This is a genomic window from Bradyrhizobium iriomotense (assembly GCF_018129405.1).
GTDB lineage: Bacteria > Pseudomonadota > Alphaproteobacteria > Rhizobiales > Xanthobacteraceae > Bradyrhizobium > Bradyrhizobium iriomotense_B.
On the sequence record NZ_JAFCLP010000015.1, the window covers coordinates 96,574 to 113,232 of the forward strand.

Sequence of the window (16,659 nt, forward strand, 5' to 3'; positions counted from 1 at the left end):
TGGAAAGTAACTTTTCATTGGAGCTTGCCTTGCCTTCCGCCTCAGAAAATATCTGATCCAGATCAACGAGATAAATCCGGAAAGGCGATAGTCGATCCTGGCACGTGCCTTGCTAACCTCTAATCCGAGCAGAATCATAAGCTTGTCAGGGGAGGTCTGATGGAATTCCAGGAGGGAAGGCAGGATCTGGCGCGGCGCGGCCTGCCCGAGATCGATGTCGCGACGGTCGATGGGTTTCTCGGCGCGGCCGACGGGGCCGGCGCGGTCGCGGTGCTGCTGTCGGCGGGCGACCCCAAGCGCTTCCCGGAGGCCATCGACGTTGCGGTGGTGCTGCCGGAGCTGATCGACGCCTTCCAGGGACGGCTGCGCGGTGCGGTGATCGCGCGCGCGGCCGAGAGCGAGCTCGGCCAGCGCTTTGGCGTGCGCGTGCAGCCGACGCTGATCTTCGTCGCCAAGGGCGAGACGCTCGGGCTGATCGCCAAGATCCAGGACTGGTCGGTCTACATCGATCGCATCACCAAGCTGATCGACCGTCCGCGCGGACACAGCGCGGCCGTCGCGGCCACCATCATTCCCCAGCATCGCGGACAGGGTGTCGAACTATGAAAGCCGGTTTCTGGACTGCGCCGGAAGGCGCCGAGCAGCCGATCAGCGTGTTTCCGATCGGCGAGGAAAGTCTCAATGCCGCGAGCGGCAGCCTGACGGCGGCCGGCGCCCTCGCCAAGCTCGCCACGCTCGACAGCGCGGAACTCGCGAGGAGCTGCCCCAATGCGGTGGAGCTGCTGTCGAAGGTCGCGGATGTCATCGCCGGGCAGAAGGCCGATGCGCCGACGCAGCTGTTCCGGCTCGGCAATCTCAACGATCTCGAGCGCCGGCTGATTGCCGACGTGCTCGGCGAGGGCGAGGTGGCTGGCGTCGTCGCGCTGCCGGACGGCTCGCTTGCGCAGATTCAGGAATCGGTGCTCGCCGGTCTCTGGCGTATCAGGATCGAGACCGACGGCCATCACGAATATCTCGAGGTCGGCGCGATCCCCGAGATCGTAAGGCGCGCGGCCGCCGATCTGACATCCGCCGATTTCGAGATCGGGCAGCCGCCGGAGGGCGCCATGAACGTGTTGCCGGTGCTCGCCGAGATCCGCGAGCGGGCGCTGGCCTGGCGGCCCGGCATTCGCTCGCAGATCATCAATTTCACGCTGCTGCCGATGAGTCCCATCGACATGAGCTTCCTGCAGGAGACGATCGGCAACGGGCCGATCCAACTCGTCTCGCGCGGTTACGGCACCTGCCGTGTGCTTGCGACCGGAATCCGCAACGTCTGGTCGGTGCAGTTCTTCAACGCCATGGACACCATCATCCTCGATACGCTCGAGGTCGGTGGCGTGCCCACGGTCGCGATCGCGGCGGACGAGGATTTCGAGGACTCGGCCGAACGCCTCAAGGAAATCATCGAGGCCTATTTCAAATGAGCGGGTTCGAGAATTTCGGCGTGCGCCAGGATGTCGCCGAGCTCACGCGGCTGGAATGCGGCATCTGCTGGACCGTCTATGATCCCGTCGATGGCGATGAGGTGGCGCAGATCGCGCCCGGCACGCCATTCGCGGCGTTGCCGGAGGACTGGCACTGTCCGAACTGCGATGCTCCCAAATCCAAATTCATGGCGATCGAGTCATGATGAGCGAGGCGCACAGGCTGCCGACCGACGCCGATGCGGCTATATGGGGCGCGCGGCTGGCCGAGGCCTATCGCGAGATCGGCGCGCGGGCGATGCGCGATCTGCCGATCTACAACGATGCGCTCGGCGTCGAGGCGGTCGGCTTTCGTGTTTTCAACGGACAGATCGTCGGCATCATGGTCACGCCGTGGTTCATGAACGTGGTGATGCCGGCGGACCAGATGGCGCGGGATGCCATCGGCGCAAGCCTGCGCGTCCATCTGCCCGCCGGCGACATCGAGTTCGCGCTCGGCGAGGTCCAGCCCGTGGGCCGCATCGCGAGCTGCTCGCTGTTCTCGCCGATGTTCGCCTTCGCCGACATGGCGGCGGCGCTTGCAACGGCCGAAGCCGCGCTTGCCGAGCTGATGCTGCCGGCCGACAGCGACGAAGCGGTCCGTCGTCGCGCCCCCGCGACGCCTGCGATCGACCGGCGCAATTTCCTGCGTGGCGTTCTGACGGAGCGGGGCGGATGAACCTGGCCTTCCGCAACGAGATCGCCATCACGGTGCTGCTGTCGGGCGGTGCGATCGCCGACGTCAAGGTCGAGCCGCGGAGCCGGCCGCCGTTGACGCGTCTGTTCGCGGGAAAGCCGGCCGCCTCGCTGCTCCCGGTGCTGCCGCGATTGTTCTCGCTCTGCTCGGCGGCGCACCAGGTGGCGTATCGCTCGGCGGTCGAAGCTGCGCGCGGCGAAGATGCTGCGCCCGCGACAGTGCGGCGCCGCGTCACGGCCGTCATTGCCGAACGGCTGACGGAATTGTTGCGAAGCCTGTTCGTCGGACGGTTCGCGCTCGACGGCGCGAGAGCTGCGTCCGTGCGCGCGATGATGCAGGCGGGCGCGGTGCTCTGCGGTGGCGTCGACGAAAGCGGGTCGGACACGCCGCGGCGCGAGGCGGTGCGTCAGATCAAGTCTGCTCTCGGCGAGCTCGGGATCGCGGGCGAAGATCCGGTGCCCAGCAGCATGCTCGCAGCGTATCTCGCCGGCCTCGACGGTGAGGCATTGTCGCCGCCGATGGCCGAGCAGTCATTCCTGACGATAGCCGATGATCTCGACATCATCACGCGGCTGTCGCGTGAGGGCGCGGACTTTTCCGATGCGCCCGACCTCCATGGCCGGATTCCGGAGACCGGAGTCTGGGCCCGCAGGGTTGGGCGGCAGCCGGTCGTGCCGTTGGGCGCCGGCGCTGCCGAACGTCTCAAGGCGCGGATCGCCGAGGCCGGCCGGCTCTGCGCCTGGCTCGATGGCAGCGGGCAGGATCACGACGACGGCGCCGTTGCCAGCTATCGTCTCGGCACCGGCAGGGGTGCGGCCGCGGTCGAATGCGCGCGCGGCCGGCTCTACCACGCCGTCGAGCTCGACGAGGGGGACCGCATCGTCCGCTTCGAATTCCTGGCACCGACCGAATGGAATTTTCACGCGCGCGGGCCGCTGGTCCGCAGCCTCAAAGGCGCGGTGCTCGCTTCCGGGCGGCGGGGACAGGATGCGGTGCGTGCGCTGGTCGATTCCTTCGATCCCTGCGTCGGCTTCAGCCTCAGCTTCCGCGAGGCCGCCCATGCATGAAATGGCGCTGTGCGAGGGCATCATCGGGATCGTGGAGGACGAGGCGCGCAAGCGCTCGTTCTCGAAGGTGAAGGTGGTGTGCCTCGAGATCGGCGTGCTCAGCCATGTCGCGCCGGAAGCGATGCAGTTCTGCTTCGAGGCCGTTGCAGCGCGCACCATCGCGCGAGGCGCAAAGCTCGAAATCATCGAGACGCCGGGGACCGCCTGGTGCATGGCCTGCTCGACCAGCGTCGAGATCAAGCAGCGTTACGAGCCGTGTCCGTCCTGCGGCAGCCACCAATTGCAGGTGACCGGCGGCGAAGAGATGCGTGTGAGGGAACTGGAGGTCGATTGATGTGCACGGTCTGTGGCTGTAGCGACGGCAAGACGTCCATCGAACATGCGCATGATCATCATCATGGGCATGACGGGCATCACCATGATCACGACCATGCGCACGATGGGCATCACCACCATCATCATCACGGAGATCACCATGGTCCGGGCCATGATCACGTTCCCGCGGATGCCGGCCTGCTCGATCGCGGCGCCAATCCGGCCGGGCAGACGATTGCCGGCTTGAGCAGCGACCGCATCATCCAGGTCGAACGCGACATTCTCGGCAAGAACGACAGCCTGGCCGCCGCCAATCGCGCCCGATTCCGTGCCGACGAGGTGCTCGCCTTCAACCTGGTGTCGAGCCCCGGCGCCGGAAAGACCTCTCTCCTGGTCCGCGCGGTGTCGGAGTTGAAGGACAGTTTTCCGGTCGGTGTCATCGAGGGCGACCAGCAGACCTCCAACGACGCCGAACGCATCCGCGCCACCGGCGTCGCGGCGATCCAGGTCAACACCGGCAAGGGCTGTCATCTCGATGCGGCCATGGTCGGCGAGGCCTACGACCGGCTGCCTTGGTTGAACGGCGGCCTCCTCTTCATCGAGAATGTCGGAAATCTGGTTTGTCCCGCGGCGTTCGACCTCGGCGAGGCCTGCAAGATCGTGGTGTTCTCGACCACCGAGGGTGAGGACAAGCCGCTCAAATACCCCGACATGTTCGCAGCCTCGTCCTTGATGTTGATCAACAAGATCGATCTCGCGCCGGTGCTTGATTTTGATCTCGCCAGGACTGTCGAATATGCGCGGCGGGTCAATCCGAAGATCGAGGTGCTGACGGTGTCGGCGCGTACGGGTGAAGGATTTTCGGCCTTCTATGCCTGGATCCGCAGGCGCTGGGCGAAGCTGAAGCAGACCGAAATGGTGGCGCAGGGATGATGGGCGGCAAGGCCACGGCACGAGACGGCAAGAGGCTGCGTCTGCACGTGCGCGGTGCCGTGCAGGGCGTCGGCTTTCGTCCCTATGTCTATGGTCTCGCCACCCGGTACCGCCTCGGCGGCTTCGTCGCCAACGATCCGCACGGCGTCGTCATCGAGGTCGAAGGCGAGCGCGCCTCGGACTTCGTCGCGGCCCTGCCGCTGGAGAAGCCGCCGCTCGCGCGGATCGACGAGATTTCGGTGCAGCCGATCGGCGCTGTCGCGGGCGGCGCGTTCTGCATCCGCGCCAGCGAGCAGGGCAGGGTGTCGACGCGGATCGTCGCGGACGCCGCGACCTGCTCGGACTGCCTGGGCGAGCTGTTCGATCCGGCCAGTCGCTTCCACCTCTATCCCTTCGTCAACTGCACCCATTGCGGTCCACGCTACACCATCGCCGAACGGCTGCCCTACGATCGTGCGACGACCGCCATGAAGCGCTTCGCCATGTGCGCGGCCTGCGCCGCCGACTATGCCGATCCGGCAAGCCGCCGCTTCCATGCCGAGGCGATTGCCTGCCCGCAATGCGGCCCGCGGCTCAGCCATGGTATCGCGGAGATCGCGGCTGCGATCGCCGCGGGCAGCATCGTGGCGATCAAGGGGCTCGGCGGCTATCAGCTGCTCTGCGATGCCCGCGACGATGACGCCGTAGTGCGGCTACGGCAACGCAAGCATCGTGACCGGAAGCCGTTCGCCGTGATGGTGGGCTCCAAGGGTGTGGTCGCGGAGATCGCTGAGGCCAATGCTGCCGAGCTTGCATTGCTCGAAACGACGGCGCGGCCGATCGTGCTGATGAATTCGCACCGGCGCCTCGCGCCCACGATCGCGCCAGGACTGACGCGAATTGGGGTCATGCTGCCGGTCAGCCCGCTGCATCACCTGATTTTCCATGTCCTGCAATCGGCGCATCCCCGCAGCGGCGAGAGCTGGGTCATCGTTGCGACCAGCGCCAATCTCGGTGGCGAACCGCTCCTGATCGACAATGACGAGGCCGAGCGGCGTCTTGCCGGCATCGCCGACCTCATCGTCACCCACGACCGCGACATCGTCACCCGCGCCGATGATTCCGTCGCATCGGTCGTGGCGGGCCGGACGCAATTCATCCGTCGCGCCCGCGGTTACGTGCCCGAGCCGATCCGCCTCGCGCGCTTCGTGCCACCGATCCTTGCCGTCGGCGGCAGCCTGAAATCGACCGTGACGGTCACGCGGGGCAACGAAGCCTTCGTCTCCCAGTACATCGGCGACCTCGACAGCGCGGAAGGCATCCGCTTCTTCGAGGAGACGGTGGATCACCTGCTGTCCACGCTGGACGTCGAGCCGATCGCCATCGCCCATGATTTGCATCCGAACATGGCCTCGACCCGTTTTGCCGAGGCCAGCGGAAAGCGGCTGATCGCGGTTCAGCACCATCATGGCCATGCGGCCTCGGTGATGGCGGAGCATGGCATCGCCGGACCGGCGCTGGCGCTGGTGCTCGACGGTTTCGGTTATGGTAGCGACGGCGGCAATTGGGGCGGCGAGCTCTTACTATGCGAAGGCGCGCGCTTCCGGCGGCTCGGACATCTCGCGCCCATGAAGATGGCGGGCGGCGATCGTGCCGCGCGCGAACCGTGGCGCATGGCCGCCGGCGTCCTGCACACGCTCGAGCGCGACGAGACGATTGCGACACGCTTTGCGACGCAGCCGCAGGCAGCGCGTCTCTCCGTCCTGCTCGGGCAGTCAGGCGTACCGCTGACGACCAGCGCTGGCCGGTTGTTTGACGCGGCGGCAGGACTGCTCGGCCTCTGCCCGGTGCAGAGCTACGAGGGCGAGGCCGCGATGAAGCTGGAAGCGCTGGTGCGCACGCCGCGTATCGCGCAAGAGGGCTGGACCATCGACAATAACGTGCTGTCTCTGCGTCCGTTGCTTGAGCGCCTGGCGATCGACCGGATAGATCCGATCAGCGGCGCCGAGCTGTTCCATGGCACGTTTGCGGCCGCCTGTGTCGACTGGATCGTGCGTGCGACGCGCCAGGCCGGGATCACCACCGTCACCTTGAGCGGCGGTTGCTTCCTCAACGCGATCCTCGGCGCCGGGATCGAACGCGGCTGCATCGCGGCCGGCCTCACGCCGCTGCTGTCCCGCCAGGTGCCGCCCAATGACGGTGGCCTCAGCCTGGGGCAGGCCTGGGTCGCCGCCCTCCAACTCCTCGAACACCAAGGCCTGGAAGGAAACGCCTGATGTGTCTCGCGATACCCGCTGAGGTCACGAAACTCTTGCCCGACGCGATGGCCGTAGTCACCATCGACGGCGTCAGCAAGGAGATCTCGGTCGCCTTGATCGAGGACCTCGCCGTCGGCGACTACGTCATCATCCATGTCGGCTACGCCCTCACCAAGATCGACCCAGAGGAGGCGCGGCGGACGCTCGAATTGTTGCGCGAGCTCAGCGCCGAGGGACAGGAAGTTGCGCCATGAAATATGCCGACGAGTTTCGCGACAAGGAGATCGCGCTCGGGCTCGCCAAGGCGATCCGCGCCGAGGCCCATCCTGAAAGACCTTATCGCTTCATGGAGTTCTGCGGCGGTCACACGCACGCGATCTCGCGCTACGGCCTCGAGGACATGTTGCCGAAGAACGTGCGGATGATCCATGGTCCCGGCTGTCCGGTCTGCGTGCTGCCGGCCGGCCGCATCGACATGGCGATCCGGCTCGCGATGCGGCCGGAGATCATCCTGTGCGTTTATGGCGATCTGATGCGGGTGCCGGGCTCGCAGGGCGCTTCGCTGTTGAAGGCGAAGGCGCGCGGAGCGGACATCCGCATGGTCTATTCCACGATCGATGCGATCCGCATCGCGGAGGAGAATCCGGGGCGCGAGGTCGTATTTTTCGCCATCGGCTTTGAGACCACGACGCCGCCGACCGCGGTCATGATCCGCATGGCCGAGAAGAAGCAGCTCGCAAACTTCAGCGTATTCTGCAACCACGTGCTGACGCCGCCGGCGATGCAGAACATCCTGGAGAGCCCCGACATCCGCAACATCGGCCGGGTCGAGATCGACGGCTTTGTCGGCCCCGCGCATGTCTCGACCATCATCGGCACCGCGCCTTACGAATTCTTCGCGGAAGAATTCGGCAAGCCGGTGGTGATCTCGGGCTTCGAGCCGCTCGACATGATGCAGGCGATCCTGATGCTGGTGCGTCAGGTCAACGAGAACAGGCACGAGGTCGAGAACCAGTATAGCCGCGCCGTGACCCGCGACGGCAATCTGCGCGCCAAGGAAGAGGTCTCCGACATCTTTGAGCTGCGCGACCAGTTCGAATGGCGCGGGCTCGGTCAGGTGCCCTATAGCGGGCTGAAGTTGAAGCGCGCTTACGCCAAATACGATACCGAGGTTCGCTTCGACATGAACGAGCTGCGCGTCGACGACAATCCGGCCTGCGAATGCGGCGCTATTTTGCGCGGGGTGAAGAAGCCGGTCGACTGCAAACTGTTCGGCACCGTCTGCACGCCGGAGACGCCGATGGGGTCCTGCATGGTCTCGTCCGAAGGCGCCTGTGCCGCGCACTGGACCTATGGACGCTTCCGCGACCATCAGCAGAGGCGGGCGTCATGAAGTCCTATCAGCGCAAGCTTGATATCAAGAACGGTTGCGTCGATCTGTCCCACGGTTCGGGTGGGCGCGCCATGGCGCAGTTGATCTCAGGCCTGTTCCACGAAGCTTTTGGCAATGAATGGCTGGCGCGCGGCAACGACCAGTCGGCATTCAACGTCGGTGCCGGACGCATGGTGATGACGACCGACGGCTATGTGGTCTCGCCGCTGTTCTTTCCCGGAGGGAATATCGGCTCGCTCGCGGTGCACGGCACCGTCAACGACATCGCCATGGCCGGTGCAAAACCGCTCTATCTCTCGGCAAGCTTCATCATCGAGGAGGGGTTTCGGTTCGCCGACCTCAAGCTGATCGCGGAGTCCATGGGGCAAGCGGCGCGCGAGGCAGGCGTCCACATCATCACCGGCGACACCAAGGTGGTCGAGCGCGGCAAGGCCGACGGCTTGTTCATCTCGACCGCGGGGGTCGGGGTCGTGCCCGACGGGCTCGATCTCTCGGCCGAGAACGCGCGGGTCGGCGATCGCGTTCTGATCTCGGGCACGCTCGGCGATCACGGCGTTGCCATCATGTCCAAGCGGCAGAACCTGGCCTTTGAGACCGAGATCGTCTCGGACTCGGCGTCGCTGAACGATCTCGTCGCTAAAATGGTGCAGGCCTGCGGCCGCGGCATCCGCCTGATGCGCGATCCCACGCGTGGCGGGCTTGCCGCCACGCTGAACGAGATCGCCCAGCAGTCCGACCTTGGCTTCCGTCTCCAGGAGGAGGCGATCCCGGTGAAGCCGGGCGTGGCCGCGGCCTGCGAGCTGCTCGGGCTCGATCCGCTCCATGTCGCCAACGAGGGCAAGCTGGTCGCTATCGTCGCGCCGGAGGTTGCCAAAACCGTTCTGGCCGCGATGCGGGCGCATCCGCTCGGCCACGAAGCCGCCGACATCGGCGAGGCCGTGGCCGACGACCATCATTTCGTGCAGATGGCAACGAGCTTTGGCGGCGGGCGGATCGTCGACTGGCTGTCGGGCGAGCAATTGCCAAGAATCTGTTGAGGAATCTGCTGAGGCCGACGATGCGCATCCTTCTCCTGTCGCATTCCTTCAACAGCCTGACGCAGCGGCTTCACGTCGAGCTCAGCGAGCGGGGCCATGGGGTCTCCGTCGAGCTCGACATCCATGCCGACGTCACCCGCGAGAGCGTGACGCTGCATCGACCCGATCTGGTGATCGCGCCTTTCCTGAAGCGGGCGATCCCGGACGACGTCTGGCGGAGCGTGCGTTGCCTGATCGTCCATCCCGGCCCGCCCGGCGACCGCGGTCCGGCCGCGCTCGACTGGGCCATTCTCGAAGGCGCGGCCGAGTGGGGCGTCACGGTGCTCCAGGCGGACGGCGAGTTTGACGCCGGGCCGGTCTGGGCGTTTCGCACTTTCCCGATGCGGCGCGCAGCGAAGTCCAGCATTTACCGCAACGAGGTGACCTCGGGCGCGGTCGAGGCGGTGCTCGAAGCCGTCGCGGCGATCGAGGCCGGAAGAGCGGCTCCGCTGCCGATGCGCGCGGACGACCCGCGCATTCGTGTCCGGGGACCTTGCCGTCAGGCGGACCGGACGATCGACTGGCAGCACGACACGACCGCGACCGTCCTGCGCAAGATCGACAGCGCCGACGGCATGCCGGGCCTCCTCGACAGCTTGTTCTTCCAGGACGTCAGACTGTTCGATGCGCATGAAGCGCACGACATCTCCGGTGTGCCCGGAACCGTCGTCGCACAATGCGACGGTGCGCTGGCGCGCGCCACGGTCGACGGTGCGGTCTGGATCGGCCATGTCAGGCGGCTCGCGCCGAAGAGTCTGAAGCTGCCGGCGGCAAAGATCTTCGCCGCGGAAGCCGCACATCTGCCGCACCGGCCCGGTTGCGGCTATGCACCGATCGAATATCGTGAGCATGGCGAGGTCGGAAAGCTCAGCTTCTCCTTCTACAACGGCGCCATGAGCAGCGGCGACTGCGAGGCCCTGCTCGACGCCTATCGCGCCGCGCTGGCGCGGCCGACCAAGGTGCTGCTCCTGACCGGCGGCCCTGACTATTGGTCGAACGGCATCCACCTTGCCGAAATCGAGGCGGCCGGAAGCGCTGCGGATGAGTCCTGGCGCAACATCAACGCGATCGACGACTTTGCCCGCGCGATCATCGAGACCACCGACCGGCTGGTCGTGTCGGTCATCAGAGGCAATGCTGGGGCGGGCGGCGTGTTTCTGAGTCTTGCCGCCGACGAGGTCTGGGCGAGCGACCAGATCGTCCTCAATCCGCATTACAAGGACATGGGCAATCTCTACGGCTCGGAGTACTGGACCTATCTGTTGCCGCGCCGTGCGGGGCTAGCGAACGCGAGCCGGATCACGCAATGCCGGCTGCCGATGGGGGTGGAGGAGGCCCAGCGTCTCGGCATCGTCGATCGCATCCTGTCGGGCGTGGAGCTTGCGGACGCAAGCCTCATTGAGCGCGCCGCAGCCATGGCGTCGGATACCGGCCTTGCCGCGCGTCTTGCCGACAAGCAGGAGCGGCGCTCGGCTGACGAGGCCGCGAAGCCATTGCAGGCCTACCGCGACGAGGAGCTGCGGCAGATGAAACAGAATTTCTACGGCTTCGATCCGAGCTACCACGTCGCACGCTACAACTTCATTCACAAGGTGCCGAAATCGCGCACGCCGTTGACCATCGCGAACCACCGGTCAAGGCGGGTGTCCGAGCGGCCTGTTGCCAAGGCGGTGCCGTCATGAGCGCTCAGGGGACCGTTCTCGTCGTCGACGACGAAGTGCGCTCGCAGGAAGCGCTGCGACGCGTGCTCAGGGAAGACTTCGAGGTGCTCTGCGTCGGCAACGCAGCCGACGCGGAGAAGCTGCTGGAGGGGGAGATCGTCCACGCGATCCTTTGCGATCAGCGGATGCCGCACGAATCCGGCGTGAGCTTCCTGAAGCGCGTGCGGGAGCTCTGGCCGGATCCGGTGCGGATGATCATTTCGGGCTATTCCGACTCCGAGGAAATCATTGCAGGACTGAACGAGGCCGGCATCTATCAGTACATCACGAAACCCTGGCAGCCGGACCAGTTGGTCGACACCGTCAAGGAAGCGGTCCAGCTCTATCGATTGCAGAAGGAGACCGAGACCGCCGGCGTCGACGTCAAGGCGACGTCGGGTCACATCAAGAAGGTCGTCTCCGTCAAGCGCGGCGTGGCCAAGCAGCTCTACGACTTCGACCGCATCGTGCATACGACGGAAAGCCCGATGCACAAGGTGATCGAGCTCGGCCGGCGCGCCGCCGACTACGACATCTCGGTCCTGATCACCGGCGAGTCCGGAACCGGCAAGGAGCTGCTGGCGCGCGCCATCCATTACGGCTCGGCGCGGGCCAGCAAGGCGTTCGTGGTCGAGAACTGCGGCGCACTGCCCGACGAACTCCTCGAAAGCGAGTTGTTCGGCTGCAAGAAGGGCGCCTTCACCGGCGCCTACCAGGACCGCATCGGCCTGTTCGAGGTCGCGGATGGCGGCACCATCTTCCTCGACGAGATCGGCGAGACCTCGCCGGCGTTCCAGGTGAAACTGTTGCGCGTGCTCCAGGAGAGCGAAATCCGGCCGCTCGGCGCGCAGCGGGTGCGCAAGGTCGACGTCCGCGTGGTAGCCGCCACCAACAGGGATCTCGAGGCTGAGGTCGAAGCGGGCCGCTTCCGGCGCGATCTCTATTATCGCCTGGCGGCGTTTCCCGTTCACATGCCGGCGCTGCGCGAGCGCCCGATGGACATTCCTCTGATCGCCGAAGGGGTGCTGTCGTCGGTCAAGACCTCATTCAACCGGCCGAGCCTGCGCTTTGCGGCTTCGGCCCTCGAGGCGTTCGTCAAATACCACTGGCCGGGCAATGTGCGCGAGCTCCAGAATGAGATCCAGCGCATGGCCGTTCTGGCCGATGCCGACGAATTGCGCGCCCCGCCGCTGCTCGGCCGGCGCAACGGCAAGCAGCCAGCCATGGCGGTCCATGGCAAGATGAACGGCTCGGCGACCCTCAAGGACAAGGTGGAAGATCTCGAGAAGTCGGTTATCATCAGCTATCTGGAGCGGTACGAAGGCAATATCAGCCGGGTCGCGAGCGAGCTTGGGCTGTCGCGCGTTGGTCTCAGGAACAAGTTGTCCAGGTATGATTTGAGAAAAAATGCCAAAGGCGACGCATTCTCCTGAAGCAGGCGAGACGGAATCGCTGCTCAAGCTGATCACCAATCGCGGTGCGATCGAGTTCGATCACGAGCGCGAGGGCGCCTGGATCGAAGTCATCCGTAAGATGGACGAGGTCTATTCGGACCTCCTGCGCTACGAGGTCGACCTCGAGCACAAGAATGCGGAGCTCGAGGAGGCCCAGGCCTTCGTCACCAACGTCATCGAATCCGTCTCCGACATCCTCATCGTCTGCGACGCGAAGGGACTCGTGCAGCAGGTCAATTCCGCGTTCCAGCATACGCTTGGCCGCAGTGTGACCGATATCGTCGGCAAAAACATCGCCGATGTCATCGACGACGCCGATAATGCCAGACTGGTGCCGCTGCTGAAGCCGCGTGGTGCCTCCGATGTCGTCGACGGCGAACTGCGGTTTTCGAGCGAGGGCGGCAGCTCGGATCTGTTCGCCATCAACAGCTCCCCTCGTCACGATCATCGCGGTCGCTTCATCGGCGTAGTGCTCACGGGGCGCCCGATCGGCGAGCTTCGCCGCGCCTATGAGGCCTTGCACAAGGCGCATCAGGAATTGCAGCGCGCTCAGCGTCAGTTGGTCGAGCAGGAGAAGATGGCGAGCCTCGGCCGCCTCGTCGCCGGCGTCGCGCACGAGCTGAACAATCCGATCAGCTTCGTCTATGGCAACATCCACACCCTGATGCGCTATCGCACTGCGATCGTCGCCTACCTCGACGCAGTCCACGGCAATGCGAAGGGGGGCGATCTTTCGGCGCAAAGGAAGAGCCTGCGCATCGATGAGATCCTGGACGATTTCGGTCCGCTGATCGAAGGCACAATGGAAGGCGCGGTTCGCATCAGCGATATCGTGAAGAACCTGCGCCGGCTGTCCTTCAGCAAGCTCGGCGAGGTCGAGCGGGTCAACATCGAGCGTCTGATCAACACCGCCGTGCTATGGGCTGTGCGCACCAAGCAGATTCGCATCGACCTGCAGATGGAAGTCGAGCCGGAACTCTGGATTTCCGGCAACGAGGGGCAATTGCACCAGGTGATCGTCAACCTTGTGGAGAATGCGATCGACGCGATGCGCAGCACCGAATTGCCTCGGCTGGTCGTCTCGGCGGTGCGCAAGGGTCGCGAAATCCTGTTCCGGATTTCGGACAACGGTCCGGGAATCGACAAGGATCACATCAGCCACATCTTCGAGCCGTTCTTTACCACTAAGCGGGTCGGCGAGGGCACGGGGCTCGGCCTGTGGATCAGCTATGGCATCGTGCGCGAACATGGCGGCGAGCTCCTTGCAGCGAACGACCCGGACGGTGGCGCGACCTTTTCTTTTGTGCTGCCGGCAGCATAAGCCGCTGACGGCAATCATGCACGAAGCGACCTCCCATGAAGCTGACCGGAGGCAGCCCATTGCATCCTTGAATGGATGCAATCGTAGCGCTTCCAATTTGAGCCGGCGGTTCACGGTCTATTGACTGTCGGATCATTCTTCCGAAGACGAGCCCATTCTGCTTCTCTTTGCCGCTCGTGCGAGCGGCCTTGCGCTTCCTGACCAGCGATCATTTTTATTCTGGTTGAACGGAACGTTCGCTATGGATGTGCGTCTTCAGCCGGATAGCTCAGACGGCCGCTTGCATGCTCACTCCATCGGATATACCTGAGGCTAAGTCATTGAAATATCTATTTTCAGAGTCTCGAGATTTTTGAATGGCTGGCACTGAACGCGGTCCCGCGGTTCGTCGTCAACGCGCGCCTACGACGATAGAGGCGAAGCGCTAGTCTAACGCGTAAGTCGCTGCGCAGGAACGCCGTCGCTCAACCAACTTGACCGCGAAGTCGCGCTGGTCGAGGTCGGTGGAGTTTTCGGAGCAGGCCTACGAACTGATATCGACCGGCGACATGAGCGTGTCACAGGCGGCCTTCCACGTCGCGTATGGTTCCGCCCACTTTGCGACCATTTTTCGCAAACGTTTTGGCATCTCACCCGATCGCCCGCGTCGATGGCGGGTGGTACATGGCCAGCAGTTTGTAGGTCTCCTAATCTTGATCGAAAGCGAGAGTCCGGCGAGCGAAAGCCTGTCCCTAGGTTGCACGCGGGCGCTGTGCCAGTAACGAGTTCGGCGGCACTTCTTGCCGCGCGCTGGAAGCGACCGTCAGTGCGACCAACCTGCTCAATGAGAAATATGTCTGCGCTTGGCCTCCGCCAACCAGTGCTCCTGATGAGTCGCTCGAACGAGCGTGGCCACGGCTTCCTTGAGGTCGTGACGAGCGCGCAACGGACCTGAGGATCGGGCATGAAGCACGTGACGGACATCCAGATACGACAATACGCGGTCGAATTCGGCACGCGTCAAACCGAGGTGCAGAGGAAATTACGCGAAGAAACCCTGGCGCTGCCCGAAGGCACTATGGTGACATCGCCCCCTGCCGGCCAGTTGCTCGCTTTCTTGATGAAGACAATCGGTGCGAAGCGGGCGCTGGAGATCGGCACCTACACCGGCTACAGCGCGCTTGCCATGGCACTCGCGTTACCGCCGGACGGCCGGCTCATTACGCTGGATGCCAGCGAAGAATGGACAGCGATCGCACGCTGTTACTGGCGGAAGGCGGGGGTGACAGACCGCGTCGCGCTTGAGCTCGGCGATGCCATCGTATCGCTCGAGCGCCTTCTTGGCGATGAAGGCGAGGGAGCGTTCGATTTCGTCTACATCGATGCCGACAAGGAAAACTACGACACCTATTACGAGTACAGCCTGCGTTTCATCCGGCCGGCCGGACTGATTTGTTTCGACAACGTGTTCTGGGGGCGATCGGTCGCCGATCCTCAAGACCACAGCTCAGAAACCGTGGCTATGCGCCGCCTCAATGTGAAGATCCGTGACGATGAGCGGGTAGACATGTCCATGTTGCCGCTTGGCGACGGGATGACCCTGGTTCGCCGCCGATCGTGAGCGGCTGCTTTCGTAAGCCGCGGTTGGATCCCGAAGCTGGAATAATCGTGATGAGCAAACAGGGACCTACCGGACCGATTGACGATCGCCGGGGCGATATCGGGGCGTAACAGATATTCCATCCACAACGAACACCGGAGCGCAGCATGGCAACTCCACTTATCTGGATAGACGAAGAAGTGCAGACGGAGCCTGCGCTCGCTCGTCCAATTCCCTTTGTCTTCAAGACAGCCGGTGAGACGATGCTCGCGCTCGGGCAGATTGCGACCCTGGGCGATGGTGCGCTTGCGGACCTTGCGGATCTCACGGCCGATTTCTTCGAGAAGCGAACGGAGGGGCCGGACGTTCTCGTTGGCGCTCTACCATTCGATCGAACGCAGCCATCGTATCTTGTTCAGCCCGAACGCGTTCTTCGCGTCCAGGGGAAGCATGACATCGGCGCCATCCCCGGCCTCGGCGGTGGCGCATCATCGCATGCGGTCGCCGCCAGGATCCTGTCGGTCGATCCGGACCCGGCTGCCGCCGAGTTCGCCAATGCCGTTGCTGTCGCTCTCGATCAGTTGAACGCGCCGGGGGCCACCTTGCGCAAGGTCGTCCTGTCACGCAGCCTGAAAGTGACGGCGAACCGCGATTTCTCCGCGGCCGACCTGATGCGCAAGCTTTCCGCGGACGAAAGTGTCACGGTTTTTGCGACCCCTTTGCCGGCACGTTCGCATAGGCTCCGCAGCCTTATCGGCGCAACGCCGGAACTCCTTCTCGAGAAGCGGGGCGGGCATATCGTTTCTCATCCGCTCGCCGGCTCGGCCCGTCGCCATCGTGACACGGAGGAGGACCGCCAGGCTGGCGTCCGACTTCTCGCCTCCGACAAGGATCGCCGCGAGCATGCAATGGTGGTCGAGTCCATTCTGGATATTCTCGCACCGTATTGCGTCGATCTTTCGGCACCCGAAGGCACCTGTTTGCGGGCAACGGCAAGCATGTGGCATCTCGGCACGCGTATCGTTGGGCAGCTCAAGGACGCTTCGCTGTCATCGGCCCATTTCGCCGGCCTCCTGCATCCGACGCCTGCGGTCTGCGGCCTGCCGCGCAATCTCGCAAACGACCAGATCGTGAAACTCGAGCCCTATGATCGGGAGTTCTACGCCGGCGCCGTCGGCTGGTGCGACTCGGCGGGTGACGGGCGCTGGCATGTATCCATCCGTTGCGCCGAACTCGACGGCAATCATGCGCGGCTCTATGCGGGCGCCGGCATCGTGCCGGGATCGACGCCGGAGGGCGAGGTGATTGAAACCTCCGCCAAGTTCCGCGCAATGCTGGATGCCTTCGGCATCGATGGCGGCAGGTTTGACGAGTGAGGCCCA

The 16,659-nt window shown here is 64.5% G+C and carries 17 protein-coding genes; all 17 read left to right on the plus strand.

What is annotated here, in order from left to right; all coding sequences use genetic code 11:
* Positions 1-159 precede the first annotated feature (159 nt).
* The 17 genes from JQ592_RS26595 to JQ592_RS26670 all read left to right on the plus strand — a co-directional run bounded on the left by JQ592_RS26595 (position 160) and on the right by JQ592_RS26670 (position 16,653).
* Positions 160-606: a hydrogenase accessory protein gene (locus JQ592_RS26595; protein WP_211405734.1), complete on the plus strand. Its 447-nt coding sequence runs from the start codon at positions 160-162 to the stop codon at positions 604-606.
* On the plus strand, positions 603-1,466 hold the full coding sequence (locus JQ592_RS26600) for a hydrogenase expression/formation protein (protein ID WP_211405735.1): 864 nt from the start codon (positions 603-605) through the stop codon (positions 1,464-1,466). Before JQ592_RS26595 ends, JQ592_RS26600 begins: the two co-directional genes overlap by 4 nt.
* Complete coding sequence (locus JQ592_RS26605) at positions 1,463-1,672, plus strand: rubredoxin (protein ID WP_211405736.1); 210 nt, start codon at positions 1,463-1,465, stop codon at positions 1,670-1,672. Before JQ592_RS26600 ends, JQ592_RS26605 begins: the two co-directional genes overlap by 4 nt.
* Positions 1,669-2,184: a [NiFe]-hydrogenase assembly chaperone HybE gene (gene hybE, locus JQ592_RS26610; protein ID WP_433996436.1), complete on the plus strand. Its 516-nt coding sequence runs from the start codon at positions 1,669-1,671 to the stop codon at positions 2,182-2,184. The genes JQ592_RS26605 and hybE overlap by 4 nt, the downstream gene beginning before the upstream one ends.
* Entirely contained in the window at positions 2,181-3,269 is a 1,089-nt protein-coding gene (locus JQ592_RS26615) for a nickel-dependent hydrogenase large subunit (protein ID WP_211405738.1), read from the plus strand. The genes hybE and JQ592_RS26615 overlap by 4 nt, the downstream gene beginning before the upstream one ends.
* The gene (gene hypA / locus JQ592_RS26620) at positions 3,262-3,603 is read left to right on the plus strand and encodes a hydrogenase maturation nickel metallochaperone HypA (RefSeq protein WP_211405739.1); all 342 of its coding nucleotides are present in this window, start codon (positions 3,262-3,264) and stop codon (positions 3,601-3,603) included. The genes JQ592_RS26615 and hypA overlap by 8 nt, the downstream gene beginning before the upstream one ends.
* On the plus strand, positions 3,603-4,517 hold the full coding sequence (hypB, locus tag JQ592_RS26625) for a hydrogenase nickel incorporation protein HypB (RefSeq protein WP_211405740.1): 915 nt from the start codon (positions 3,603-3,605) through the stop codon (positions 4,515-4,517). The genes hypA and hypB overlap by 1 nt, the downstream gene beginning before the upstream one ends.
* Positions 4,517-6,772, plus strand: a complete 2,256-nt coding sequence (gene hypF / locus JQ592_RS26630; protein WP_433996438.1) for a carbamoyltransferase HypF — start codon at positions 4,517-4,519, stop codon at positions 6,770-6,772. Before hypB ends, hypF begins: the two co-directional genes overlap by 1 nt.
* Positions 6,772-7,008, plus strand: coding sequence for a HypC/HybG/HupF family hydrogenase formation chaperone (locus tag JQ592_RS26635; RefSeq protein ID WP_211405742.1), 237 nt, complete (start codon positions 6,772-6,774; stop codon positions 7,006-7,008). Before hypF ends, JQ592_RS26635 begins: the two co-directional genes overlap by 1 nt.
* Positions 7,005-8,147: a hydrogenase formation protein HypD gene (hypD, locus tag JQ592_RS26640; protein WP_211405743.1), complete on the plus strand. Its 1,143-nt coding sequence runs from the start codon at positions 7,005-7,007 to the stop codon at positions 8,145-8,147. Before JQ592_RS26635 ends, hypD begins: the two co-directional genes overlap by 4 nt.
* Positions 8,144-9,184, plus strand: coding sequence for a hydrogenase expression/formation protein HypE (gene hypE / locus JQ592_RS26645; RefSeq protein WP_211405744.1), 1,041 nt, complete (start codon positions 8,144-8,146; stop codon positions 9,182-9,184). Before hypD ends, hypE begins: the two co-directional genes overlap by 4 nt.
* A gap of 20 nt (positions 9,185-9,204) precedes the next feature.
* Positions 9,205-10,905 carry a hydrogenase maturation protein gene (locus JQ592_RS26650; protein ID WP_211405745.1) on the plus strand — a complete coding sequence of 567 codons (1,701 nt, stop codon included), beginning with the start codon at positions 9,205-9,207 and terminating at the stop codon, positions 10,903-10,905.
* Complete coding sequence (locus tag JQ592_RS26655) at positions 10,902-12,356, plus strand: sigma-54-dependent transcriptional regulator (RefSeq protein WP_211405746.1); 1,455 nt, start codon at positions 10,902-10,904, stop codon at positions 12,354-12,356. The genes JQ592_RS26650 and JQ592_RS26655 overlap by 4 nt, the downstream gene beginning before the upstream one ends.
* Positions 12,331-13,698 (plus strand): sensor histidine kinase, encoded by a 1,368-nt coding sequence (locus JQ592_RS26660; protein WP_211405747.1) that lies wholly within the window; start codon positions 12,331-12,333, stop codon positions 13,696-13,698. Before JQ592_RS26655 ends, JQ592_RS26660 begins: the two co-directional genes overlap by 26 nt.
* Positions 13,699-14,246: 548 nt before the next feature.
* On the plus strand, positions 14,247-14,459 hold the full coding sequence (locus JQ592_RS38855) for a hypothetical protein (protein WP_433996439.1): 213 nt from the start codon (positions 14,247-14,249) through the stop codon (positions 14,457-14,459).
* A 182-nt stretch (positions 14,460-14,641) separates the two neighbouring features.
* Positions 14,642-15,298: an O-methyltransferase gene (locus JQ592_RS26665; RefSeq protein ID WP_211405748.1), complete on the plus strand. Its 657-nt coding sequence runs from the start codon at positions 14,642-14,644 to the stop codon at positions 15,296-15,298.
* 146 nt (positions 15,299-15,444) lie between these two features.
* On the plus strand, positions 15,445-16,653 hold the full coding sequence (locus JQ592_RS26670; protein ID WP_211405749.1) for an isochorismate synthase: 1,209 nt from the start codon (positions 15,445-15,447) through the stop codon (positions 16,651-16,653).
* Positions 16,654-16,659 lie beyond the last annotated feature (6 nt).